Here is a 22860-nt window from a genome sequence, read left to right on the forward strand (position 1 = left end):
CCGCATAAGAAAAGCCGGAGAACCCGGGGGGCTGTCATGCCCCGGCGGGCCGGCGCGGCGGGGCTCAGCGCCGGGTCTCGCGGCAGCCGGCGGCCTCGGCCTCCTCGACCGAGCAGAACCAGCGCGTGCCCTTCGACACGTGCATCTTGATCTGCGCGTACCAGCGGCTCTTCTGCGTGTGATAGATGCATTCGCCGGCGCCGTTGACATTGCCCTTGATGGTGCAGTCCGGCGAGGGCGCGACCGGGCCCGAAGCCGAGGCGAGCAGGATCTTGCGCGCGCCCTCCGGCGGCTTGGTGGCGCCGAGGATCGCAGTCTTCTTGTTGCGCACGCGCCAGTCCCATGGTGCGATGAACGCGCCCTGCCACATGCCGGCCTTGGCGGCCCGCGCCTCTGCCTCATCGGGCTCGTAGTCGCGCGAGAGGGTGCGATAGGCCAGCGCCCAGCCGCTGCGCACCAGCCATTTCTGGATGTCCTCGCCGTCGACGTCGCAGCGCGCCACCTGGCGGCCGCGGCGATCGATCGAGCGCGGATGACAGGTCCAGCTCTTGCCGTCCGCGTGCTTGATCAGTTCGTCACGCGCGGCCACGCCGCAGGTCCAGCGCTCGCCGTTCTTGTTGAGGCAGAGCTGATCCACGGAGGGCGCGTCGATGCCGCCGAGCCGGATGCGGGTGGCCCCGATCGTGATCCCGTCGGCCTCACGGATCTTGGGAATCCCGGTGATGTCGGCCGCGGACGCGACGGAGGGCAGTAGCAGGAGGAGCGCGAGCAGGGCTGGTTTCATCGACATCAACGGGCGCGGGTCGTCCTTGGGGATGGGCAATAGCAGCGATAGTGCGGCGGATCGCCCGCCAGTTCCAGCGCCGCGATTGCCTGAGTCGCTCAACTTCGCGCGATGGCGGCCGAAAGTAGGAGCCGAGCTATGGCCAAGGCGTCGCTCTGCTCCCCTCCCCGCAAGGGGGGGGGAGCGCACCGCCCTTGCCGCCGAGATCGCGCTCGATCAGTTCACCGCCACCCGCCGGGCCAGCGCCAGGCCCATCAGCACAAACGCGGATGTCACCTCGGGGCCGCCGACCAGGATGCGGGTCGGGGTCTTCATCTTGTTCCACTCATAGGCGCGGTACGGATGCCGCCGGCCGCCCTCGCCGAACGACGTCACGATGCAATGCACCGCGGGCGCGAAGCTCGCTGCAGCGCCGCCGAGATGGCCGAGCGCGATCAGCGCCAGCGCCGCGTCGAACGGGTTCATCTCGCGGCCGATCAGCTCGTCCTCGACATAAGCGAGCACGCGCAGCCGAATGAGCTCGAACGCGCCGTCGGGATCGATCGCCTGCCGCGCCGCCGGTGGCAGCGCCATGAAGGCGTGGTAGCAGCGGCCGAAATAGGCGCAGTACAGCTCCGGCAAATAATAGATGTGCGAGCGTGGGTCGGCGAAGGCGCCGCTCAGCACCAGCCGCTGCTGGAAGCCGACGATCCGCCTGACGACGTCGAGTCTTGCTTGCGTCTCCAGGACCTGCCAGCGCTTGAGATTGCGGAACGAGACCTCGAGCACGTCGAGATTCAGCGTCGGATCGAGATCGTTGCCGTAGGGCCGCTCGCCGGCCAGGCTGTCGATCCAGGTGGCGACGCCGCCTTCGTAGTCGACGTTGTCGTTGATCGGCACCGTCACGCGCGGCTCGTTGCCGCCGGCGCGCACCTGGTAGCCGGCGTAGAAATCCAGCAGCGGCTGGCTCAGCATCGGATCGTCCGATCCGGCCTGCGTCGCCGCCGAGAACGAGCATGCCGTGGTGTCGCAATCCGGCACGTAGACGCCGAAGCCGAGGTCCTGCTTGATCTGGGTGAAGAAGCGCGAGAACCGCGGATGCGGATGCGGCGCCAGCGCGGTGACGACGTCGTAGCTCTTGCCGTCGGCGCCGCGCACCTGCTCGCGGCTGATGGTCAGGCAGAACTCGACCATCGCCGCGATGGCGCCGCGCGCCGCGCTCGTCTGCTCCGATGAGGCGAGGCCGGTCTCCAGATAGCTCAGCAGCGCCTCGGTGAAGAACGCGTCGTAATACGCCGAGCGGTGGCGGATCTGCACCGGCTCCCACATCGGCTCGGCGATGCCGCGCCACGGCGGATTGATCACCGCGGCCGCCGGCGAGCGCGCGATGAAGACGCGGGCGAGGTTGAACAGCAGGGTCGAGTTCTTGTAGCCGCGCGCGTCGAGCCCCTGCAGCGCCATCTGGACCTCGGAGCCCTTCATGTCGGGATCGCCGATCAGGTTGAAGGCGGCATAGGTCGGGATGAAGCCATTGCGGCTGAACGAGCCGAGCAGGTCGGCACCGCAGGCCCGGATCACCCGGTCGATCTCGCCGGCCGGCGGCATGGCCGCCGCCGCAGTCCGGCGCGGCGGGGCAGGGTGGTGCAAGGCGATGCTGTCGACCAGATCGGCGACCGGGCGGCCGACCTGCTCCCAGTCCGGCGTCGGATTGTCGCGGGCGAGAACCAGCGCGTCGCGCAGCGCATTGAGGCGAGCGGGATCGTTCAGCTCGGGCAGGCCGGCACGGCGCAGCAATGCGCGCAGCGCCGGGTTCCCCAGCGCGGTCCGGTAGAATTTCGACAGATGCGGGTCGCCGCTGCCGGGCCGGCGCAGGATGGGGTCGCAGACCTCGTACAGCGAGGGCCCATCCTTCCGGGCCGTCAGTGCGCGACAGGCCGCGCCGGCGAAATACTGGAAACTCAAGCGAGGACTCGCGGGTTGTCGGAGGCGGGACGAACGGCATGCGCTGCTCGAAACGCCCCACAAACGGCGCGCCGTGCGCATGCATGGGGCAAACTGACACGCTCGACCGCCAAAGACAACGTGACGGCGGTCACGGCGCGGGAGGCGGATTTGGCGGCAATGTGGCCTCCCGGCGGTCCGCCCAGGGCCGTTTGGAGATCGCCGCCATGGTTAAATTTGCGTTTCTCTTCAAGTGCTTGAAAAGTCAATGGTGTTCCGATGTTGCCCTGGGTGCTCGTTCGGGTTAATCCTTTCTTCGTTGCGGCGCCGCAATTTGCGCGCATTGGGACGACACATCGTCTCGCAACCCCTCAAACCTCAGAGGCGCCAGCGCGACCAAAGGGTGCACCCCTTTGGCATCGACGGGCAGGCTCGGACCAGGATTGACGTGATGACCGCAAGGCAGCCTTCTCTTTCCCGCCGATCGGCCGTGATCGCCGCCGCGCTTCTCTGCACGGTGTCGCTCGCGATCGGCGCGCATGCTGCCCTCAACAAGCGTTCGCTCGAGGCGCCCAAGGCGGCCGCCTCCGAGCAGAGCAGCGTGGCGACCGGCAACGGCGCGCGCCTCGCGCTCGTCATCGGCAATGGTCACTATCCCGATGCGAATGCGCCGCTCGTCCAGCCGATCAACGATGCCCGCGCGCTGACCGGCGCGCTGCGCCGCGACGGCTTCGATGTCGATGTCGTCGAGGATGCCAATAAGGACGACATGACCCGCGCGGTCGAGCGCCTCAAGGCCAGGATCAAGCCCGACTCGGTCGTGATGCTGTTCTTCGGCGGCTACGCCATCCAGGCGGGACGCGAGAGCTACATGATCCCGGTCGACGCCAAGATCTGGCGGGAATCCGACGTGCGCCGCGAGGGGACCAGCATCGAGCGTCTGCTCGATACGGTCCGCGAGCAGGGCGCGCGCGCCAAGCTGGTGGTGATCGACGCCTCCCGCCGCAATCCCTATGAACGCCGCTTCCGCGCCTATTCGCACGGCCTCGCGCCGATCAACGCACCGGCCAATGCGCTGATCCTGTCGTCGGCGACGCCGGGCAAGGTGCTGGACGATCCGAAGGGCCAGAACAGCGTGCTGGTCGGCGAGCTGCTCAACCAGCTCGGCAAGAGCCCGAGCGCCGAGACCGTGTTCAACAAGACCCGCAACGCCATCGCGCGCAGCTCCGACGGCGAGCAGGTGCCGATGGTGTCGTCCTCCCTGGTCGAGGACATCCGCTTCAGCGCCGACGTCGCCAACGCCGGCAGCTGAGGCCTGGGGTTTCCATCTCTCGTTCAACGCGTCTGACGCTCAGAGCGCCTGAGCGTTTGCCCCCCTCTCACCAAGCTGACGGTCAGCTCCCCTCCCCCTTGCGGGGAGGGGTCGGGGGTGGAGGTCCACGGGCGCTGCGCGTCGTTGGCTTGAGCCTTCGCTGCAAACATCCTGCTTTGGCGGATGCGGGAGCGATCCTCCCGCATGGCGCTGCCTTGGATCGCTGAAACCCTCCCAGGAGCGGGCTCGCAAATCACGTCGAGCGCGACTCGGAGAACCCCCACCCCCGACCCCTCCCCGCAAGGGGGAGGGGAGCCGACCGCCACTGGCGCGACCTGCCCATTTCATCCGTCCCGCAGGACTCGGCCGCCGCCCTCAATTGCTCGCCATCACCGGCCGCACCGGGTCGCCCTCGCGCAGCAGCGCGCCGGCGCGGGTGACGACGACGTCGCCCTCGGCGAGGCCGTCGCGGATCTCGACCTGGCCGCCGGCCATCAGGCCGATCTCGACCCGCTTGGTCTCGATGCGCTGGGCGCGCACCACCTGCACCACGGTGCCGTCCGGATCGTACAGCACGGCGGTCAGCGGCACCGCGACGCCGCAGCTCTGGCCGATCTTGATCACGGCGCGGCCGAACGAATTCACCAGCAGCCGCGCCGTGCCGTTGATGCCGATGAAGGCTTGGCCGAGCTGGCTGTTCGGCTCGACGGTCGGCGCCACCCTTCGGATCTTGCCCTCGACCTCGCCGGCCCCGACGATGCGGATCCGCGCGGTCTGGTTGACCGCGAGCTTGCCGAGCTGCGCTGATGGCACCAGGCCGACGAGATCATATTCGTTGCGGGCGAGAATGGAGAACAGCGCCTCGCCGCGACCGGAGGCGAAGGCGCCGATGGTGGCGCTCGACGACAGGATGGTGCCCGCGACCGGCGCCTGGATCATGATCGTGCCGCCCTCCGGCGGCGTCAGCCGCGCCAGGTTCTGTCCGGCCGTGACGCTGTCGCCGGCATCGACCAGCACCTCCGCGACCTTCAGTCCGGGACGGTCGGGCCTGACGGCGGTCTCGTTGCGCGCCAGCACCATGCCGGACACCTCGACCGTGTTGTCGAAGCAGGCCTTGGTCGCCTTGAGCACGCTGACCGCGGCGCCCTTCGGCGCGCTGTCGTCGGCTGCCAGCGCCGGCTGCATCAGGGCCAGCACGCCGGCCGCGGCCAATAGCGGCATCCGGCGCATCGTGGCAATTGCGGCATGTCGCATGCGAAACCGATCCTCGCGAACTCACGTCAATTGAACGGCTGAAGTCGGGATAGCAGACGTGCAGCCGCCGGGCCAGCCGACCCGCGTCCCTGGTAGTCGCGCCAGCATGCTGCGACGTTCAGCGGAGGACCCCCGAACTTTCTCGGCAGGGTCCACGTTGACGCTGCCGAATGTCGGCCATCTCTATTTGGGACTCACGATCATGCTTCGGCTCTGGATACCACTTCTGCTCTGCGCCGCCCTCGTCACGCCGGCGGTCTCCGCCGAGCTCACCGCCGACGCCGTCAACGGCGCCGAGCTGCGCAAGCGGCCGCCGGCCGAGGAGAAGATGGACCCGGTGGCGATCCGCGCCCAGGTGCTGCTCGATCGCGCGCGTATCTCGCCCGGCGAGATCGACGGCCGCTTCGGCGACAATGCGCGCACGGCGCTCGCCGCGTTCGCGCGCGCCAAGGGGCTTGCCGGTGATGCGAAGCTGACGCCCGAGCTGTGGGACGCGCTGCTGCGCGGCGACCAGGCGCCGGCGATCGTCTCCTACACCATCACCCGCGACGATGTGAAAGGGCCGTTCCTGAAGAAGCTGCCGCAGCACATGGAGGACATGAAGGACCTGCCGGCGCTCGGCTACACGTCGCCGCGCGAGGCGCTGGCCGAGAAATTCCACATGAGCGAACAGCTGCTGTCGGCGCTGAACCCGAAGGCCAGCTTCGACAAGGAGGGCGAGCAGATCGCCGTCGCCAACGTGATCCGGCCGGACGAGAAGGCGCCGGAGATCATGCGGCTCGACATCAGCAAGGACGTTGGCACGGTGCAGGCATTCGACAAGGACGGCAGGCTGGTGGCGGTGTTTCCGGCCACCGTCGGCAGCGAGGAGAAACCGACGCCCGACGGCACCTTCAAGGTCACCTCGCGCGATGCCGATCCCAACTACCGCTACAATCCGGACTACGAGTTCAAGGGCGTCAAGTCGCGCAAGCCGTTCACCATCAAGCCCGGCCCGAACAATCCGGTCGGCGCCTATTGGATCGGCCTGTCGGTCGGCGACGGCTACGGCATCCACGGCACCGCCGAGCCGTCCAAGGTCGGCAAATCGGAATCGCACGGCTGCGTCCGTCTGACCAATTGGGACGTGCGCTTCCTCGGCGACCACCTGTCGAAGAAGGCGAAGGTGGAGCTGCATTGAGCGGGCACCGTTGCCTGGCGAAGCTACGCCATCATCCCGGCCGAACGACGTGACCCGGCTCGATCCACACCCACCGCCGTCATCCCGGCGAACGCCGGGACCCATAACCCCAGGGAGCGGTTTGAGGCAGGCCGGTCATTGACAGTTCGCCCATCGCGACCGCCGCCGCGTATGAGTCTCGGGTCGGCATCGCAACCACGCGATCGCGCGTCGCTACTTGCTCGGGACGGCGAGTGGCGGAGTACAGCAGCATCGCTGCAACGACCAATTCACCGCGTATGGTGGGCAAAGCGCGCAGCCATCGTGCGTGTCGCGAGGACGTGCCAGCGCCTTTGCCCACCCTACCGGCCGCATCGTCTTTCCTGCGCGCCGCGGCGAATTTAACGAGTAATGCCAAGCCGATCGGGCTTGTCCAGATATTCCGATAAAAAGAATTCCCTTGCGCCGTCGGGCAAATCAGGTGGAAATTTCCGCCCGTCCCGCCTCATTGAAGAGGGGCGCTGCGCGAACGTCACGACGCGTTGGGGTGGGATGCGATGGCCGCGAGATGGGGCAGCGTGCTCAAAGCATGCCGACGTACGCCATGCCGCGGACGGTGAAGTCGCAGGGTCCTGACCTCCCGACGCTGAGGTCCGCGCAACGTGCGTGATGCGCGCGTTGTCGCCACGGTGGCAAACAAGCCGGTCACCGGGGAGACTGCGTATAAATCGTAAAGCCATCGCGCAGGGAGGGCCGGGTCGTTCCGGCTGTACCTGTGGTTCTGCCGCCTGCATTTTTTCTCGCAGGCGGGCCGCAGGCCTCAGCCGAGGCCTGGCTCTCCCTGCGCCCTCTCACAAAAGAGGGTGTCCCGATGATCACAGCTCGAACGCAAAACGCGCCGCGAGACCGCGGACCTGCAACCGCGTGGGCTGTTTGACAATTACATCAGAAGAACAGGTCTCCGCCGCTACGTCGCAAACGACCGCGACGGTGCGACATGCAGCGCATAGACGTCGAGCTTGTCGCTCACGCGAGGATACAACTCGGTCACCAGCGGATCGTGCCCTGGGATGAATCGATCCGGATGGCCGGCGAGGCGTTCGATGATCTCCCAGCCCTGCGCCATGTCGCCGATGTTGTAGACGATCGGAAACGGGCTACGGCGCTGCAGATTGGCGTAGTAATGCGCGGCGTCGGAGGCGAGCACGACGGGGCCGCGCGCGGTGTCGACGCGCACCACCTGCAGCCCGTCGGAATGCCCGCCGACCCGGTGCACGGTGACGCCGGGCGCGACCTCGCCGTCGCCGGCGTGGAAGGTGACGCGGTCGCCATAGACGTGGCGCACCATGGTGGTGACGTGCTCGACCGTGAACGGGTAGCGCAGCATGCCGTTGCACATGCAGCGGCCCGTGGCATAGGCCATCTCGCGCTCCTGCAGATGAAAGCGCGCGTTCGGGAAGCGGTCGAGATTGCCGGCGTGATCGTAGTGCAGATGGGTCACGATGATGTCGCGGATATCGGCGGCCGCGACGCCGAAGGACGCGAGCGCATCGATCGGATCGCGCGTCAGGGTGCGGTGGCGGATCTCGGCCTCCGCGGCGTTGAAGCCGGTGTCGACCAGGATGTCGCGACCGTCAGTGCGGATCAGCCACACGAAATAGTCGAGATCCTGCGCCGTGCTGTCGTGCGGGTCGGGCTGCAGGAAGTTCATGTGCGGCGTGCGCGGCGACATCGTTGCATAGCGCAGCGCGTAGATCTCGGTGGCGTTCCCCATGATGGCCTTCTCGTTGGTTGGGCACGGCAGCCATCGAGCCATCGGCAGGCATCGAGGTCAATCGCATCGAGGTCAATCGCGGTGCCCGTCGAACCGGACGGTGCGCTGCCGCGACACAGCGTGAGGCATCTCACATTTCAACACATCGGGATCGTTGCATGGTCCGCTCGTGTCATGGCAAGCAGCTCGCAACAGGCTCCTGCGGGCGGTTGCCGCCTCAGACGATTCTTCAACTGCCGCAAGCGGTTGACGGACCGTCACGGCGATTTGATAATGCCTGACGCGTGGGATATGGTCGCCGCGGCGCAAGCTGGACGGCGCCTGATTGCTGACCGCTGGACCGCCATCGTGATGACTTTCCGCCTGCTGCTGCCGCTCGGCCTGATGTTCTCCGTCGCGTTCTCGGCCGTGGTCTCCTGGCCCGCGCGCGCGGCCGGCGACCGCTTCGCGCTGGTCATCGGCAATGCGAAATATCCGGATGCCGAGGCGCCGCTCAAGGAACCGGTCAACGATGCCCGCGATCTCACCGACGAGTTGAAGCGCGACGGTTTCAGCGTCGAGACCCTGGAAAATGCCGGCGGCGACGCGATGCGCCGCGGCCTCGACCGGCTCTATGGCAAGCTCAAGCCGGGCTCGGTGGCGCTGCTGTTCTTCTCCGGCTACGGCATCCAGTCGAGCCGGCAGAGCTACATGATCCCGGTCGATGCGCAGATCTGGCAGGAGGCCGACGTGCGGCGCGACGGCATCGGCCTCGAGCAGGTGCTGCAGGAGATCAACAGCCGCGGCGCCGGCGTGAAGATCGCGCTGCTCGATGCCTCCCGGCGCAATCCCTATGAGCGCAGGTTCCGCACCGCCTCGGCTGGGCTCGCGCCGGTCATCGCACCGAGCGGTACTTTGGTGATGTACTCGGCCGCGCTGTCCGCCGTCGTGTCGGACAGCGGCCGGGATCACAGCCTGTTCGTGCAGGAGCTGCTGAAGGAGATCCGCGTTCCCGACCTCACCGCAGAGGAGACGCTGAACCGCACCCGCGTCGGCGTAACCCGCGCGTCGCGCAGCGAGCAGGTGCCGTGGATCTCGTCGTCGCTGGCGGAGGACTTCTCCTTCGTGCCGGGCAATGGCGGCGTCAGGCCGCCGCAGGCCGAGAGCAATGCCGCGCCGATTCCGGCACCACCTGTCCCTGCGCCGACCCCGACGCAGGTCGTGGTGGCGCCGCCGGTGCCGTCGCCGCTGCCGCCGGCTCCGCCCGCGCCGCAGCCGACGCCGGTGCAGAAGGTGGATACTCCGCCGGCACCGCCGGTTGCTCCGGCGCCGCCGGCGCCCGCGCCATCTCCCGTGATCGCGAACGTGGCGCCCGCCGCGCCTGCTGCGCCCGCGGCCCCCGCTGCTCCGGCGGAGGATGCGTTTGCCGACGATCCCACGATCAAGAGCCTGACCGCCAAGATCGCGGCCAATCCGGAGGATGCCGGCGCGCTGTACCGGCGCGGCCAGGTGTATGCGAGCAAGGGCGCCTACGCGCAGGCGATCCGCGATTTCGACGACACCATCCGGATCAATCCGAAGGACGTCGAGGCGCTCAACAACCGCTGCTGGGCCCGCACGGTCGTCGGCGAGCTGCAGCCTGCGCTGCGCGACTGCAACGAGGCGCTGCGGCTGCGGCCGAATTTCGTGGACGCGCTCGACAGCCGCGGGCTGGTCAACCTCAAGAGCGGCGCGGTCAAGAACGCCATCGCCGATTTCGATGCGGCGCTGAAGATCAATCCGCGTCTGACGTCATCATTGTACGGCCGAGGTCTCGCCAAGCAGCGTAACGGCGCCGCGCAGGAGGGCGCGCTCGACATCGCCAACGCCAAGGCGATGGACCCCAACATCGTCCGCGAGTTCGAAGCTTACGGCGTGCGCTGATTTGTTGCGCGCGTCGGCCGGCCGCCTCGAACCATGCGGCAGGCCGGACCGACATAACAGCGAACAGCCGGGTGTCGCGTGTGGGCGCGGCGGAGACCGGGACGATCAGTTCGCGTGAGGAGGGATTGGCAATGACCGCACCGAAAACGAATTCGACCATGACCGCCGGCCTGACGGCTCTCCTGGCCGCGACGGTCCTGAGCGCAGCCGCGTCGCTCGTCGCGATGCCGGCCTTCGCCGCCGATGACGTCAGCGAGGATCAGATCGTCCGCGCCCTGGCCGGGCAGAAGAAGCCGCTGACCCGGGGGCTGTCGATGTCGCCGCCGTCGGAGGCCGCGCCCGCCGTCTCGCCGGAGCAGGACAAGTTCCTGCAGAGCATTCGCGGCCGCTCGACGCGATCGCTGTCCACTGCCGAGCGCGAGGAGATCGCGGCGGTCGCCAAGACCAAGCCGAACATCGATCTCGAGATCACCTTCGACTACAATTCCGCCAACATCAGCCAGAAGTCGCTGCCGTCGGTGCAGGCGCTGGGCCGGGCGCTGACCAATGCCGAGCTGAAAGGGTCGACCTTCGTCGTCGCCGGTCATACCGATGCCGCCGGTGGCGAGGCCTACAATCAGGATCTCTCGGAGCGGCGCGCCGATTCGATCAAGCGCTATCTGGTCGAGAAGTTCGGCATCGCCGGCGCCGACCTGGTGACGGTGGGCTACGGCAAGAGCAAGCTGAAGGATCCGAGCCAGCCGCTCGCCGAGGTGAACCGCCGCGTCCAGGTCGTCAACATGCAGAGCAAGACGGCGGCGGCCAAGTAGCGCCGCGTCCATCAAGCGCCGTCGGAGGTCGCGTGGCCGGAGATCGAGGTGGCCGGATGCGTCCCGCAGGATTGCGGGGCGCATCGCCTTGTCGGAGCGTCCCGCGCCAAATTCGCAGCATCCATAACCCGCATCTCGCGCCGACCGGATCCCCCTGCCGATGAAGCTGCCAAAATCCCTTAAAACCGCAGCCAGCGCGGTCGTCTTCGTGGCCCTGTTCGCCGGCTATTACTGGTACGAGCATCGTCCCCATCACACTGCCGAGGAGCCGCCGATGCAGGCCCAGGTGCTTGTGACCAAGGCGGTGAAAGCCTGCTTCTCGGATCTCGTGCGCGTCACCGGCTTCGTCGTGGCCCGCCGCGAGGCGGTGGTCGGCGCCGATCAGGAGGGATCGCGGGTCATCGACGTTCTGGTCAAGGAGGGCGACACCGTCACCGAGAACCAGGAGCTGGCGCGCCTGACGCCGCCGCCGCAGCAGCCGGGAGCGCCGGCAGCGGCCGCGAGCCGGCCGGTGTCGCTGCGTGCGCCGGCCGCAGGACTCGTCACCGAGGTCCGCACGATCGCCGGTGCGCCGGCCTCGCCGCAGGCCGGCCCGATGTTCCGCATCGCCGTCAACAACGAGCTGGAGCTCGACGCCGAGGTTCCGAGCGTTCATCTCCTGAAGCTCGGCACGGGCGCGCCGGTGCGCATCACTCGTGACAACCTTCCCGACATTGTCGGCCGCCTGCGCGTGGTGGCGCCGCAGGTCGACCGGACCACCCAGCTGGGCCATGTGCGCATCGCGCTGACCAGCAATCCGTCGCTCAAGCCCGGCATGTTCGCGCGCGCCAATATCGATGCCCGGCGGAGCTGCGGCGTCGCCGTGCCCAATACGGCGATCGATCATCTCACCATCCAGGTCGTGAAGGGCAACACGATCGAGACCCGCCGGGTGCGGGTCGGCCTGGTGTCGGATACGTCGAGCGAGATCCTCGACGGGCTGACAGAGGGAGAAATCGTGGTGGCCGACGCCGGCAGCTCGCTGCACGATGGCGACCAGATCAAGACCATGTTTGCCGAAGACATCGATCGCACGCGGGTACGCTGATGGCACTGAATATTTCGGCATGGTCGATCCGGAACCCGCTGCCGTCGATCCTCTTCTCCATCATCCTGCTGATCCTGGGCTGGATGAGCTTCACCAAGCTCGCGGTGACCCGGCTGCCGAACGCCGACATTCCGGTGATCTCGGTCGCGGTGGCGCAATTCGGCGCGGCGCCGTCGGAGCTTGAATCCCAGGTCACCAAGATCATCGAGGACGGCGTCTCCGGCGTCGAGGGCGCGCGCCACATCCAGTCGCTGATCACCGACGGCCTGTCGGTGACGACGATTACGTTTGCGCTGGAGACCAACACCGATCGCGCCATCAACGACGTCAAGGACGCCGTCACCCGGGTCCGTTCCGACCTGCCGCAGAACGTCACCGAGCCGCTGATCTCGCGCGTCGACAAGATCGGGCTGCCGATCGTCACCTATGCGGCGATCTCGCCGGGCAAGACCCCGGAGCAGCTGTCGTTCTTCGTCGACGACGTGGTCAAGCGCGAGCTGCAGGGCGTGCGCGGCGTCAGCCAGGTCGAGCGCATCGGTGGCGTCGAGCGCGAGATTCTGGTCTCGCTCGATCCCGACCGGCTGCAGGCCATGGGCCTTACTGCCGTCAATGTCAGCCAGAGCCTGCGCGGCACCAATGTCGACGTCGCCGGCGGCCGCGCCGAGATCGGCAAGAACGACCAGGCGATCCGCACGCTTGCCGGCGCCAAGACGCTGAACGAGCTGTCCAACACGATGATTCCCTTGTTCGGCGGCGGCGAGGTCCGGCTCGCCGATCTCGGGACGGTCACCGACACGATCGCTGATCGGCGCACCTTTGCGCGCTTCAACGGCGAGCCGGTGGTCGCACTCGGCATCAAGCGCGCCAAGGGTGCCAGCGACGTGGTCGTCGCCGCCGCGGTCCAGAAGCGCATCGACCAGGTCAGAGCCGCCCATCCCGATGTCGAGCTGAAGCTGATCGATACGTCGGTCGATTTCACCAAGGGCAATTACGAAGCGGCGATCTCGACCCTGTTCGAGGGCGCGATCCTCGCCGTCATCATCGTGCTGCTGTTCCTGCGTGACTTCCGCGCCACGATGATCGCGGCGATCTCGCTGCCGCTGTCGATCTTTCCGGCCTTCTGGGCGATGGATATTCTCGGCTTCTCGCTGAACATGGTGTCGTTCCTGGCGATCACGCTGTCGACCGGCATTCTGGTCGACGACGCCATCGTCGAGATCGAGAACATCGTGCGCCACATGCGGATGGGGAAGTCGCCCTATCGTGCGGCGCTCGATGCCGCGGACGAGATCGGGCTCGCGGTCATCGCGATCAGCCTCACCATCATCGCGATCTTTGCGCCGGCCAGTTTCATGTCCGGCATCGCCGGACAGTTCTTCAAGCAGTTCGGCATCACCGTCTCGGTGCAGGTGTTCTTCTCGCTGCTGGCGGCGCGCTTCGTCACGCCGATGCTGGCGGCCTACTTCCTCAAGCATCACGACCATGACGATCCGCCGCCCGGTTTCATCCTGCGTGCGTATCAGCGCATCGTCACATGGTCGGTGAAGCACTACTTCATCACGGTTCTCCTGGGCATCGGGATCTTCGCGGGCTCGATCTGGAGCACGACCCTGCTGTCGCAGGGGTTCCTGCCGGCGCAGGACGCCGCGCGATCGCTGCTCGCGATCGAGCTGCCGCCCGGGGCGCAGCTCGCCTACACCGAGAAGGTGACCGAGGACATCGTCGCGCGCCTGCGCAAGCGGCCCGAGGTCCGCAGCGTGTTCGTTGACGGCGGCCGGCTTCAGGGCGCGATGGAGGTTCGCCGCGCCGGGATGATCGTCAACTACACGCCGAAGACCGAGCGCAAGATCACCCAGAAGGAGCTCGAGCTCGAGATCACCAAGGATCTCGAGAGCATTCCGGACATCCGCTTCTGGTTCACCGACGAAAATGGTCTGCGCCCGATCAAGCTGGTGCTGACGGGCTCGGATCCCAAGCTGGTCGACAACGTTGCCAGCGAGCTCGCGTCGCAGATGAAGCGGATTCCGATCATCTCCAACGTCGTGTCGGACACCTCGCTCGACCGGCCGGAGTTGCGGGTGCAGCCGCGCGCCGACCTGGCCGCGCGTCTGGGCGTGTCGACAGAAAGCCTGTCGCAGACCATCCGCGTCGCCACGATCGGAGATGTCGGTCCCGCGCTGGCGAAATACGATGCCGGCGGCCGCCTCGTCCCGATCCGGGTGCAGCTCGAGGATGCGGCGCGCAGCGACGTGAAGATCCTCGAACAGTTGCGGGTGCCGCTCGGGCAGTACGGCGAAAAGGGCGGTGTGCCGCTGGCGGTGGTCGCCGATATCAAGCTCGATCAGGGCCCGACCAGCATCAGCCGCTACGATCGCGGGCGGCAGGCCACCGTCGCGGCCGACCTCGTCGGACTTGCGGCGCTCGGCGATGCGACCAGGCAGATCGACGAGCTGCCGGTCAGAAAGAGCATGCCGGCCAGCGTCAAGCTGATCCCTTCGGATGATGCCGAGAGCCTGAACGAGCTGGCGTCCGGCTTCATCACGGCGATCACGGCAGGGCTGATGATCGTCTACGCCGTGCTGGTGCTGCTGTTCGGCACCTTCCTGCAGCCGATCACGATCCTGTTCTCGCTGCCGCTGTCGATCGGCGGGGCGATCGGCGCGCTGATGCTGACGGGCAAGCAGCTCACGATCCCGGTCTATATCGGCATGATGATGCTGATGGGCATCGTGACCAAGAACGCGATCATGCTGGTCGAGTTCGCGGTCGAAGCGATTCATGCCGGTGTCAGGCGCGACGAGGCGATCATCGACGCCGGCATGAAGCGGGCCCGTCCGATCGTGATGACCACGATCGCGATGGTCGCCGGCATGATGCCGAGCGCGCTCGCGGTCGGTGCCGGCGGCGAGTTCCGCTCGCCGATGGCGCTCGCGGTGATCGGCGGCCTGGTGTTCTCGACCGTGCTGTCGCTCTTGTTCGTGCCGGCGATGTTCCTGGTGATGGACGACGTCGGCGCGTTGTTCGCCCGCCTCGGCCGCAAGCTGATCGTCTCCTCCGGCGAGACTGCCGACGAGGCGCAGTCCGGCCATGGGCCGGAGGCGGGGCATCAGCCAAAGCCGCCGCCGTCGGCGATGTCGCCGGCTGCGGAATGAGATGACGTGCTGGAACGTGCTGTTTCAGTTCGCGGTCGAGGGCGTACGGCGGCGCGCGCTGAGATCGTGGGCCACGTTCGGCGCGCTGTCGACTGGCGCGGTGGTCTCAGGCGGAACGATCAGGGCAACGAAGCCCTGGCTCGCGCCCTCCAGGCCGAACAGCTTGGTCCGGAGCGTGAAATCGGCCCGTACCGAACGTCGCGCCTGCGCTGCCGCGGCTTGCATGCCGGAGATGCAGGAGGTGTCGGTGTCGTAGCACAGCGCCGCCCAGCCCTGCGCAGTCAGCTCTTCCGACGGAGGGTGCAGCTCGTGCGGGTGCACAAGCGCCATTTCATAGTGCGGGTGGTCGGGACTGTAGAACGCGGCGGCAAAGGCGAGGCCGTCATCGCCGCCGACGGCGACAAGGGCTCCGTTCGACGCCGTATGCCACAGGCGGTCGAGCTCGGTCACGGCCGGCTCGTAGAAATCGCGGCCCTCGTTCAACGGAACGTAGTTCCGGTACAAGGCATGGAAGGGCGCTACGACTGTGGCCGCGAATGCCGCGATCGCGATCGTCGCAGCGGCGAGATTGATCGTGACGTCGCGGGGGGCGTGATAGCTCGCGCCACACACGATCACGATGACGAACAGGAAGACGCCCTGCAGGCCCCAGAGCGGCGGCATGTCGGTGCCGAACACGATCGAGACCAGCGCGGGGAACACCACGGTCCCGATGCTGATCATCGCCAGCAGCCGGAGTCCGGGGTCGAGGCTGAGCGAATCGTTCAGCACGCGGGTGGCGCGGGGCCGGGTCATGGCGAGCCATATGAGGCCGGGGATACCGGCGATGCCGGCCATCGCCAACAGGAAGCCGCTGCCCTCGACCAGGGCGGCCGAGGCGGTCTTGCCGACGTGATGCTCGATCGCATGCGAGAACGGCTGGGCGCCGGTCGTGGCGAGCCAATAGATATGGGGGGCGAGCGCGACCAGGCCGGACAGCGCCGCGATCCAAGGCGCGGACGAGGTGAAATAGGCCCGACGCTCGCCGTGGCACAACGCCGCGACCGCAAAGCCCGCGATCAGGAAGACCGAGTAGTACTTGCCGAGCATGGCGAGTGCCGCGGTCAGGCCGGCCGCGACGGCCCAGCCGACGTGACGTGTCTCGAACGAGCGCAGGAAACACCAGGTCGCCAGCGGCCAGCTCGACAGCAGCACGGCGTTGGCGTTGAAGCGTTGCGCGTGCAGTTGATAGACCGGCAGCAGCATGAGCAGCAGCAGGACGACCAGGCGCTTGTCACCGCGCGCGAAACGCCGGGTGATGAGGTCGACGGCCCAGAGGCCGACCGCCGCGTTGGTCAGCGCCAGCAGGTTGAACGACCAGTTGGTCAGCGGAAACACGGTGGTCCAGGCCCGCGCGGCCCAGCCCATCAGCGGCGGATGCTTGGTCGAGCCCCAGTCGAAGCTGCGTCCGAGCGACCAGGTCTCGATCACATCCTGATGGAGATCGCCCCCCAGATAGGCGACCGAGAAATACACCATCCAGACCGCGACGAACCCGACGATCAGGGCCGGAACGGCCCAACCGTCCTCCACGGCGTCGATCCAGATCGTGAGAGCTCTGCGCCACCGGCCTACCGAACCACTGGCCTCGATCGCGATCGCCGGCAACGCAAGACTCATGACTTCGCTTCCACCACGCTTGTCTGGCGCGCAAAGCCCCACCCCGCGCACCGTCCGTGCGCGAGCCCGTGGAGTTCATCGCTGCCGGATTGAACCCTGTTAGAACTGTTAAAAAGAGTTCATGTCGCAAATTGTGAGGCGTGGTGGCCCAATTGCGATCATCTTTGGCCGATGCTGATACGAAACGATGCACGACGGGCAGTTCCCGCCATGGACTGGACCCGCAATCGACAAATTCGCGGTGAACGACGCTGCGCGCTTGCCGCGCTCGGCCAACTAATCGTTGCGTGCGATCGTGTTCAGCCTGGTCAGGTCATGCAGCAGGATGCGGCCGCGTTGCAGATCCAGGATCTTGTCCTTGCGCCAGGCCTGCAACTGGCGGTTCACGCTTTCGCGCGCCGCGCCGACGAAGACGCCGAGCTGTTCCTGCGAGATGTGAACCTCGGAGCCGAAATCCTCCGCCAGCGCGCACAGCCGGCGTGCCAGCCGCACCGGCAGCGGCTGCAGCACGGATTCCTCCATGCGCTCGCTCTGCCAGCGGATGCGCTGGCACAGCAGCTGAATGATCCTGATCGCCACCTTGGGCTCGCGTTCCAGGAAACTGAGGAAATCCTCGCGGCGGAGCACGAACAGCTCGGTTGCTTCACCGGCGGTGGCGTCCGCCGTGCGCTCCTGCCCGTCGAGCACGGCGACCTCGCCGAACAGATCGCCGGGCCCCATGAAGTTGAGCGTCAGCCGGCTGCCGTCAGTGGCACCGGTCTCGATGCGAATCTGGCCGCGCCGCACCCCGAACAGGGCATTGCCGGGGTCGCCCTTCTGGAACAGTACCTCGCCCGACGACAGATGCTGAGTGTGGCAGAGGCCCGAGATTCGCTGCAACTCGTCCGCACCGAGGTCGGCGAACATCGGGTTCATCTTCAGAATGACCGCAAATTCGGCCTGCTTGCTCATCACTATACCTTCGGCAATGGTTCAAAGCCTCAGTTACAGAAACCCCCCGGTCGGAAGTGTGTCATAAGTCACATAATGACGCACGGGCTTCCGACTATTTTGGTCGCGCTGGGAGCGGTCTTCGTTCCGAGAAAATTTCGGATTGAACCGGGTCGGCATTGCCGCACGCTAACCGGTGGAGACCGCTCGCGCCTCGCGCTTGGGACATCGACATGAAGGCATTGAAGATCGCAGGCGGTTTGATTGGCGCCGTCATCGTCGTGCTGGCTCTGGCGCTGGCTTTTGGACTTCCGGCGAGCTTCCTTACGGTGGCCATCCAGGACCGCGTCGAACGTGACACCGGCTATCGCCTGAGCATCGCCGGCTCGGCAAGCGTCAGCCTGTGGCCGTCGCTGCATGCAACCCTGACGGACATCACCGTGCAGGATCCGAAGGAGCGGGACGGCAACAATCGGCTGACGATCGGCAAGCTGCAGGCTGACGTGGCGCTGTCGAGCCTGTGGTCCGGCCGGCCCGACATCGGCGAGATCATCATCGACAAGCCCACACTCTATCTGCCGCTGCTGCGCGAGCGGCTGCGGGATAATGCGCCGCGCAGCCGTGCCTCGGCGAAGCCAGAAGCGGCGCCTGCGGCCCGGATCGAACGGGTCACCGTCAGGGACGGCGCCGTCATCCTGTCCAACCCGCGCGACCGCGTCGAGAATCGTCTCGAGGGCATCGGCGCGACGGCGTCTCTGTCCGATGGCAAGGTCAAGATCACGGGTACGGCCCGGGCCGGCGACCGCCCGGTCACGTTCGACGTCACAGCGCCGGCGCCGGCGCTGCCGATTGACCGCCAGACCCTGCCGGTCGAGTTCAAGATCGACGTGGCCAATGCATTCCGCGGCGGTCTTGCCGGCCGCGCCGACGTTCGCCTGAATGGCCCGGTGGTGATGATCAACGGTCTCAGCGGAACGCTCGGCGATGGCGATTTCAACGGCTGGGCCTCGGTCGATCTGGCGAGCAAGCCGCTGGTGAAGGTCGATCTCGACGTTCGCCGGCTCGACTTGGGAGCGCCTGCCGCGCAGGGCCCTGTCGGCGCGTCGGGATGGAGCACGGCGGCAATCGACTTGCGCGGTCTCAACTACGTCGATGCCCGTGTGAAGCTGTCGGCGACGGACGTCGTTCTCTCCGGGGCCCGCCTCGGTCCGCTCGATCTCGAAGCCTCGCTGGCCGGTGGCCTGCTGAAGGCGACCATCGCCAATCTCGGCGCCTATGAGGGGCAGGCCAGTGGCGAGGTCGTGATCGACGCCTCCACGGGCAATCCGGCCTATGCGATGCACTGTGATCTCGTCGGCATCCGGGCGCTGCCGCTGCTCTCTAACGTCGCCGGATTCGACAAGCTCGATGCGCGGATGCAAGGCAAGCTCGCCTTGCGCTCCAATGGCGCCAGCCAGCAGGCGATCATGAGCAACCTGAGCGGCTCGGCGTTCCTGTTGTTCCAGGACGGCGCGATCCGCGGCATCAACGTTGCGCAGATGATCCGCTCATTGACATCCAATCCGCTGTCGGGATGGCAGGATTCGAAGGAACTGACGACCGATCTCACGCAGCTCTCGGCCTCGTTTCAGGTCGAGCGCGGGCAGGCCGCCACCAGTGACCTCAATTTGGTCGGACCGCTGGTCAAGGTCGCCGGTACGGGGACGATCGATCTGGGCAATCGGGCGCTGGCGATGCGGGTCGAGCCGAAGCTCGTGATGACGACCGAGGGCCAGGGCCGCACCTCGGAGCCGATCGGCCTTGGGATTCCCGTCGTCATCGACGGCCCCTGGAGTCAGCCGCGCTTCTACCCCGACATGGCCGGCATCCTGGACAATCCGGACGCGGCCTACGCCAGGCTCAAGCAGATGGGCCAGGGCCTGTTCGGCAAGGACGGAGCCGGGCTGAACAATTTGATCAACGGCATCGGCGGCCTGATCGGAAATTCTGCGCCCACCGGTGCTGCTGGTCCGAACGGCGCGCCGTCAGCGGCAGCCCCGAATGGGCAGGCCCCGGCCCCCGGCCAATCCGACCTGCTTGGCGGCGATCTCGGATCGGCGATCGGCAATCTGATTCAGCAAGGACTGCAGGGCGCGTCGCCGCCCGCCAAGAGCCGCGGCCGTACGCTGGTTGCGCCCCAGGACGGCGCTGTTTCGCGGCCTCCGGGCGACGCCGGCCAGGGCGCGGCAGAGGCCGCTCCCGCCGAGCCCTTGCAGGACGGTGCCCAGGACAGCCAGCCGATGAACGACGTTCTGAAGCGCATCTTCAATAGGTAATATATGACCGCGACCGGCCGAGTCCGCGAAGGATGTCCCCCGAGCGGTGGATGCAATTCAGGGCCAGCCGCACGATAACGAGGCGCGCGAGCGCGCGCGGCGTGGGCGCCGCTGTGCATGCCATTCTGTGCTAAACGGATGCCGGCGACGGATCGTCTCGCACCCGAGCGGTCCCGTCTCCGAGGTGTTGCTGCCGCGAGGACGGCAGCGGACGCGCTTGTCCGAGGCTGACCTCGGCGATGATGCGCGTGAGGGGTCCGGATGAGCGAGGTCGAGAACAGAGGCTGGTCGTTGCGGCAGGGCCTGTTCGCCAAATACGTCGTGTCGCTGGTCGGGCTCGTCGTGTTCGTCCTGGCCGTGAACGGCGCGACCGAAACCTGGATCAGCTATCAGTCCACCAAGGCGAGCCTGACCGCCGCCATGGCCGAAAAGGCCGACGCCAGCGCCCGGCGGATCGATCAGGCGCTCTCGGATCTGCAGCGGCAGATCAGCTGGGTGACGCGGGCGAGCGCCAACACGCTGGAGCTGCGCCGCGCCGACTATGTGCAGCTGCTGAGTCAGGCACCGGCCGTGCGGCAGTTGTATCAGCTCGACGGACAGGGCCGCGAGCAGCTCAGGGTATCGCGCACCTCGATCTCGTTCTCCTCGGGCAACGACCTGTCGCGCGATCTGCGCTTCACCGACACCGTCACGCATGGAAGCAGCTTCTCGGCCGTGACCTTCAAGGGCGCGCAGCCGATGATGTCGATCTCGGTCGCGCATTCCGGCTTCAATGCCGGTGTGACCGTGGCTGACATCGATCTCGACTTTCTCGAAGACTTCATGACCGAGGCACAGGTCGGCAAGGTCGGCACCGCCTACGTGGTCGATCCGCGCGGCCAGGTGCTGGCGAGCTCCGCGAAAGGGCCGGCCGTCGGCCAGGACCTCGCCAAGCTGCCGCAGGTCGCGGCGGTGCTCGCGCCGGATGGCCAGCCGCTGGCCTCCGGCGCGGACAGCGCCGGGCACGCCGTGCTCTCGGCGGTCGCGACGCTCCCCAAGCTCGGCTGGTCCGTGTTCTTCGAGCAGTCCACTGCGCACGCGCTGGCGCCGATCCGGGACCAGCTGTTGCGTGGGGCGCTGTTGATCGCGCTCGGTCTTGCCGTGGCGATCCTCGCGGGCTCGCTGCTGGCGCGCCGCATGCTCGTTCCGATCACCGCATTGCGCGCCGGCGCGCGCAAGCTCGGCGCGGGTGACTTCGCCCAGCGCATCGAGGTGAAGACGCATGACGAGCTGGAGGAGCTCGCCGATCAGTTCAACAGCATGGCCGGCCAGCTCGCGCAGTCCTATGCCGTGCTGGAAGCCAAGGTCGAGGAGCGGACGCGCGATCTCGCTCAGTCGATCAATGAGCTGAAGGTGCTCGAGGAGGTCGGACGCGCGGTGGCCTCCTCGCTCGATCTCAATGCCGTGCTGCCGACGGTGGCGGCGCGCGCGCTGGAGATCACGCATGCCGATGCCGTGCTGATCTATTCCTACGATGCCGCGGAACGCCGCTTCAGGCTGGTGGAGGCCAAGGGCGTCGACCGGGACGGCGCGCACAATGTGCTCGACGAGCGCACGAGCCTGCTCTCCGATTCCGTGCGCAGCGGCGAGCCGATCGCGATCGCCGAGCTTGAAAGCGCACCCGATCACCCGCTGCGCGATGTCGCCGTCGCCGCCGGCTTCCGCGCCGTGCTGTTCACGCCGCTGGTCGATCAGCAGGGCGTGCTCGGCGCGCTGGTGGTGCTTCGGCGGGCGGCCGGCACGTTCCCGCCGAACCTGATCGGACTGATGCGGACATTTGCCAACCAGGCCGTGCTGGCGATGCGCAATGCGCGATTGTTCACCGAGGTCGACCAGAAGGGCCGCGAGCTGGCGCTGACCCACGCCACCGTGCAGCAGCAGGCCGCCAAGCTCACCGAGCAGACCGAGCAGCTGCGCGAGTGGAACAAGTCGCTCGAGGAGCGCGTCGAGAAGCAGCTCGCGGAGATCGAGCGGATCAGACGGCTGGAGCGCTTCCTGGCGCCGCAGGTGGCCCAGATCATCGCGTCGTCGGATGGTCACGATGCGCTGCTGGAAAGCCACCGCCGCGAGGTCACGGTCGTTTTCTGCGATCTGCGCGGCTTCACCGCGTTCACCGAGACCACCGAGCCCGAGGAGGCGATGAACGTGCTGCGCGAATATCACGCCGCGCTCGGCAAGCTCATCTTCAAATATGAGGGCACGCTCGATCGCTATGCCGGCGACGGCGTGATGATCCTGTTCAACGCGCCGATCCCGTTCGAGGACCACACCACGCGCGCGGTGAGGATGGCGCTCGAAATGCGCGAAGAGATCGGACAATTGACCGAGCGCTGGAAAAACCGCGGCCACAGCCTGGGGTTCGGCGTCGGCATTGCGCTGGGATATGCGACGCTCGGCCAGGTCGGCTTCGAGCACCGGCTGGAATATGCCGCGATCGGCAGCGTCACCAATCTCGCCTCGCGGCTTTGCGACGAGGCCAAGGCGGGACAGGTGATCGTGTCGCGTCGTGTCTACGGCGTGGTCGAACAGTCGGTCGACGCCAGGCCGATCGACGACCTGCATCTGAAGGGATTCAACCACCCGGTGCTGGCGATGGAGATTTTGCGCTGGCGGGGAGAGGGTATCGACGTGTTGGACGTCCCAGCGGAGCCGCGGCGTTCGTCGGCGACCAACAAGTAGGGTGGGCAAAGGCGCCTGGGCGGTGCTTGTTGCTTGGCAGCAGTCTCACGCGCCGCGCCCACCGTCTCAATCCGACGAAGAACGG

Annotated in this window: 14 protein-coding genes; 8 read left to right on the forward strand and 6 right to left on the reverse strand. The window is 67.1% G+C overall.

The features are described 5' to 3' along the window. Positions 1–64 precede the first annotated feature (64 nt). Together QX010_RS10315 and QX010_RS10320 are read right to left on the reverse strand one after the other, a co-directional pair. Complete coding sequence (locus QX010_RS10315; protein ID WP_316179229.1) at positions 65–790, reverse strand: thermonuclease family protein; 726 nt, start codon at positions 788–790, stop codon at positions 65–67. A gap of 210 nt (positions 791–1000) precedes the next feature. After that, positions 1001–2725, reverse strand: coding sequence for a hypothetical protein (locus QX010_RS10320; protein WP_316179231.1), 1725 nt, complete (start codon positions 2723–2725; stop codon positions 1001–1003). Positions 2726–3155: 430 nt separating this feature from the next. Here QX010_RS10320 and QX010_RS10325 point away from each other — a divergent pair, with 430 nt between their 5' ends. Further along, a complete protein-coding gene (locus QX010_RS10325) occupies positions 3156–4016 on the forward strand; it encodes a caspase family protein (protein WP_316179233.1) in 861 nt (286 codons plus the stop codon). Positions 4017–4391: 375 nt separating this feature from the next. On the opposite strand, the gene QX010_RS10330 is transcribed toward QX010_RS10325, so the two are convergent. Next, entirely contained in the window at positions 4392–5270 is an 879-nt protein-coding gene (locus QX010_RS10330; protein ID WP_316179234.1) for an efflux RND transporter periplasmic adaptor subunit, read from the reverse strand. Between the two features lie 202 nt (positions 5271–5472). Here QX010_RS10330 and QX010_RS10335 point away from each other — a divergent pair, with 202 nt between their 5' ends. Next, positions 5473–6450, forward strand: coding sequence for a L,D-transpeptidase (locus QX010_RS10335; RefSeq protein ID WP_316179235.1), 978 nt, complete (start codon positions 5473–5475; stop codon positions 6448–6450). Positions 6451–7396: 946 nt separating this feature from the next. Here the strand turns inward: QX010_RS10335 and QX010_RS10340 are convergent. Next, positions 7397–8203, reverse strand: coding sequence for an N-acyl homoserine lactonase family protein (locus tag QX010_RS10340; RefSeq protein ID WP_316179236.1), 807 nt, complete (start codon positions 8201–8203; stop codon positions 7397–7399). A gap of 351 nt (positions 8204–8554) precedes the next feature. Between QX010_RS10340 and QX010_RS10345 the strand changes: the two genes are divergently transcribed. The 4 genes from QX010_RS10345 (at position 8555) to QX010_RS10360 (ending at position 15153) form a co-directional block, all read left to right on the forward strand. Then, positions 8555–10105 carry a caspase family protein gene (locus tag QX010_RS10345; protein WP_410051941.1) on the forward strand — a complete coding sequence of 517 codons (1551 nt, stop codon included), beginning with the start codon at positions 8555–8557 and terminating at the stop codon, positions 10103–10105. 131 nt (positions 10106–10236) lie between these two features. Beyond that, positions 10237–10914 carry an OmpA family protein gene (locus tag QX010_RS10350; protein WP_316179238.1) on the forward strand — a complete coding sequence of 226 codons (678 nt, stop codon included), beginning with the start codon at positions 10237–10239 and terminating at the stop codon, positions 10912–10914. Positions 10915–11074: 160 nt separating this feature from the next. After that, positions 11075–12001, forward strand: coding sequence for an efflux RND transporter periplasmic adaptor subunit (locus tag QX010_RS10355; RefSeq protein WP_316179240.1), 927 nt, complete (start codon positions 11075–11077; stop codon positions 11999–12001). Next, complete coding sequence (locus tag QX010_RS10360; protein WP_316179242.1) at positions 12001–15153, forward strand: efflux RND transporter permease subunit; 3153 nt, start codon at positions 12001–12003, stop codon at positions 15151–15153. The genes QX010_RS10355 and QX010_RS10360 overlap by 1 nt, the downstream gene beginning before the upstream one ends. Before the next feature lie 24 nt (positions 15154–15177). Here QX010_RS10360 and QX010_RS10365 read toward each other — a convergent pair whose 3' ends face one another. Next, positions 15178–16812 (reverse strand): glycosyltransferase family 39 protein, encoded by a 1635-nt coding sequence (locus QX010_RS10365; protein WP_316179244.1) that lies wholly within the window; start codon positions 16810–16812, stop codon positions 15178–15180. Positions 16813–17088: 276 nt separating this feature from the next. Beyond that, positions 17089–17763, reverse strand: coding sequence for a Crp/Fnr family transcriptional regulator (locus QX010_RS10370; RefSeq protein WP_316179246.1), 675 nt, complete (start codon positions 17761–17763; stop codon positions 17089–17091). Positions 17764–17975: 212 nt separating this feature from the next. On the opposite strand from QX010_RS10370, the gene QX010_RS10375 reads away from it, so the two are divergent. Together QX010_RS10375 and QX010_RS10380 are read left to right on the forward strand one after the other, a co-directional pair. After that, positions 17976–20057 carry an AsmA family protein gene (locus QX010_RS10375; protein WP_316179247.1) on the forward strand — a complete coding sequence of 694 codons (2082 nt, stop codon included), beginning with the start codon at positions 17976–17978 and terminating at the stop codon, positions 20055–20057. Between the two features lie 261 nt (positions 20058–20318). Continuing rightward, entirely contained in the window at positions 20319–22775 is a 2457-nt protein-coding gene (locus QX010_RS10380) for an adenylate/guanylate cyclase domain-containing protein (RefSeq protein ID WP_316179249.1), read from the forward strand. The last annotated feature ends 85 nt before the right edge of the window (positions 22776–22860 follow it).

The sequence above is a fragment of the Bradyrhizobium sp. SZCCHNRI1009 genome (assembly GCF_032487575.1).
In the GTDB taxonomy this organism is placed as follows: Bacteria; Pseudomonadota; Alphaproteobacteria; order Rhizobiales; family Xanthobacteraceae; genus Bradyrhizobium.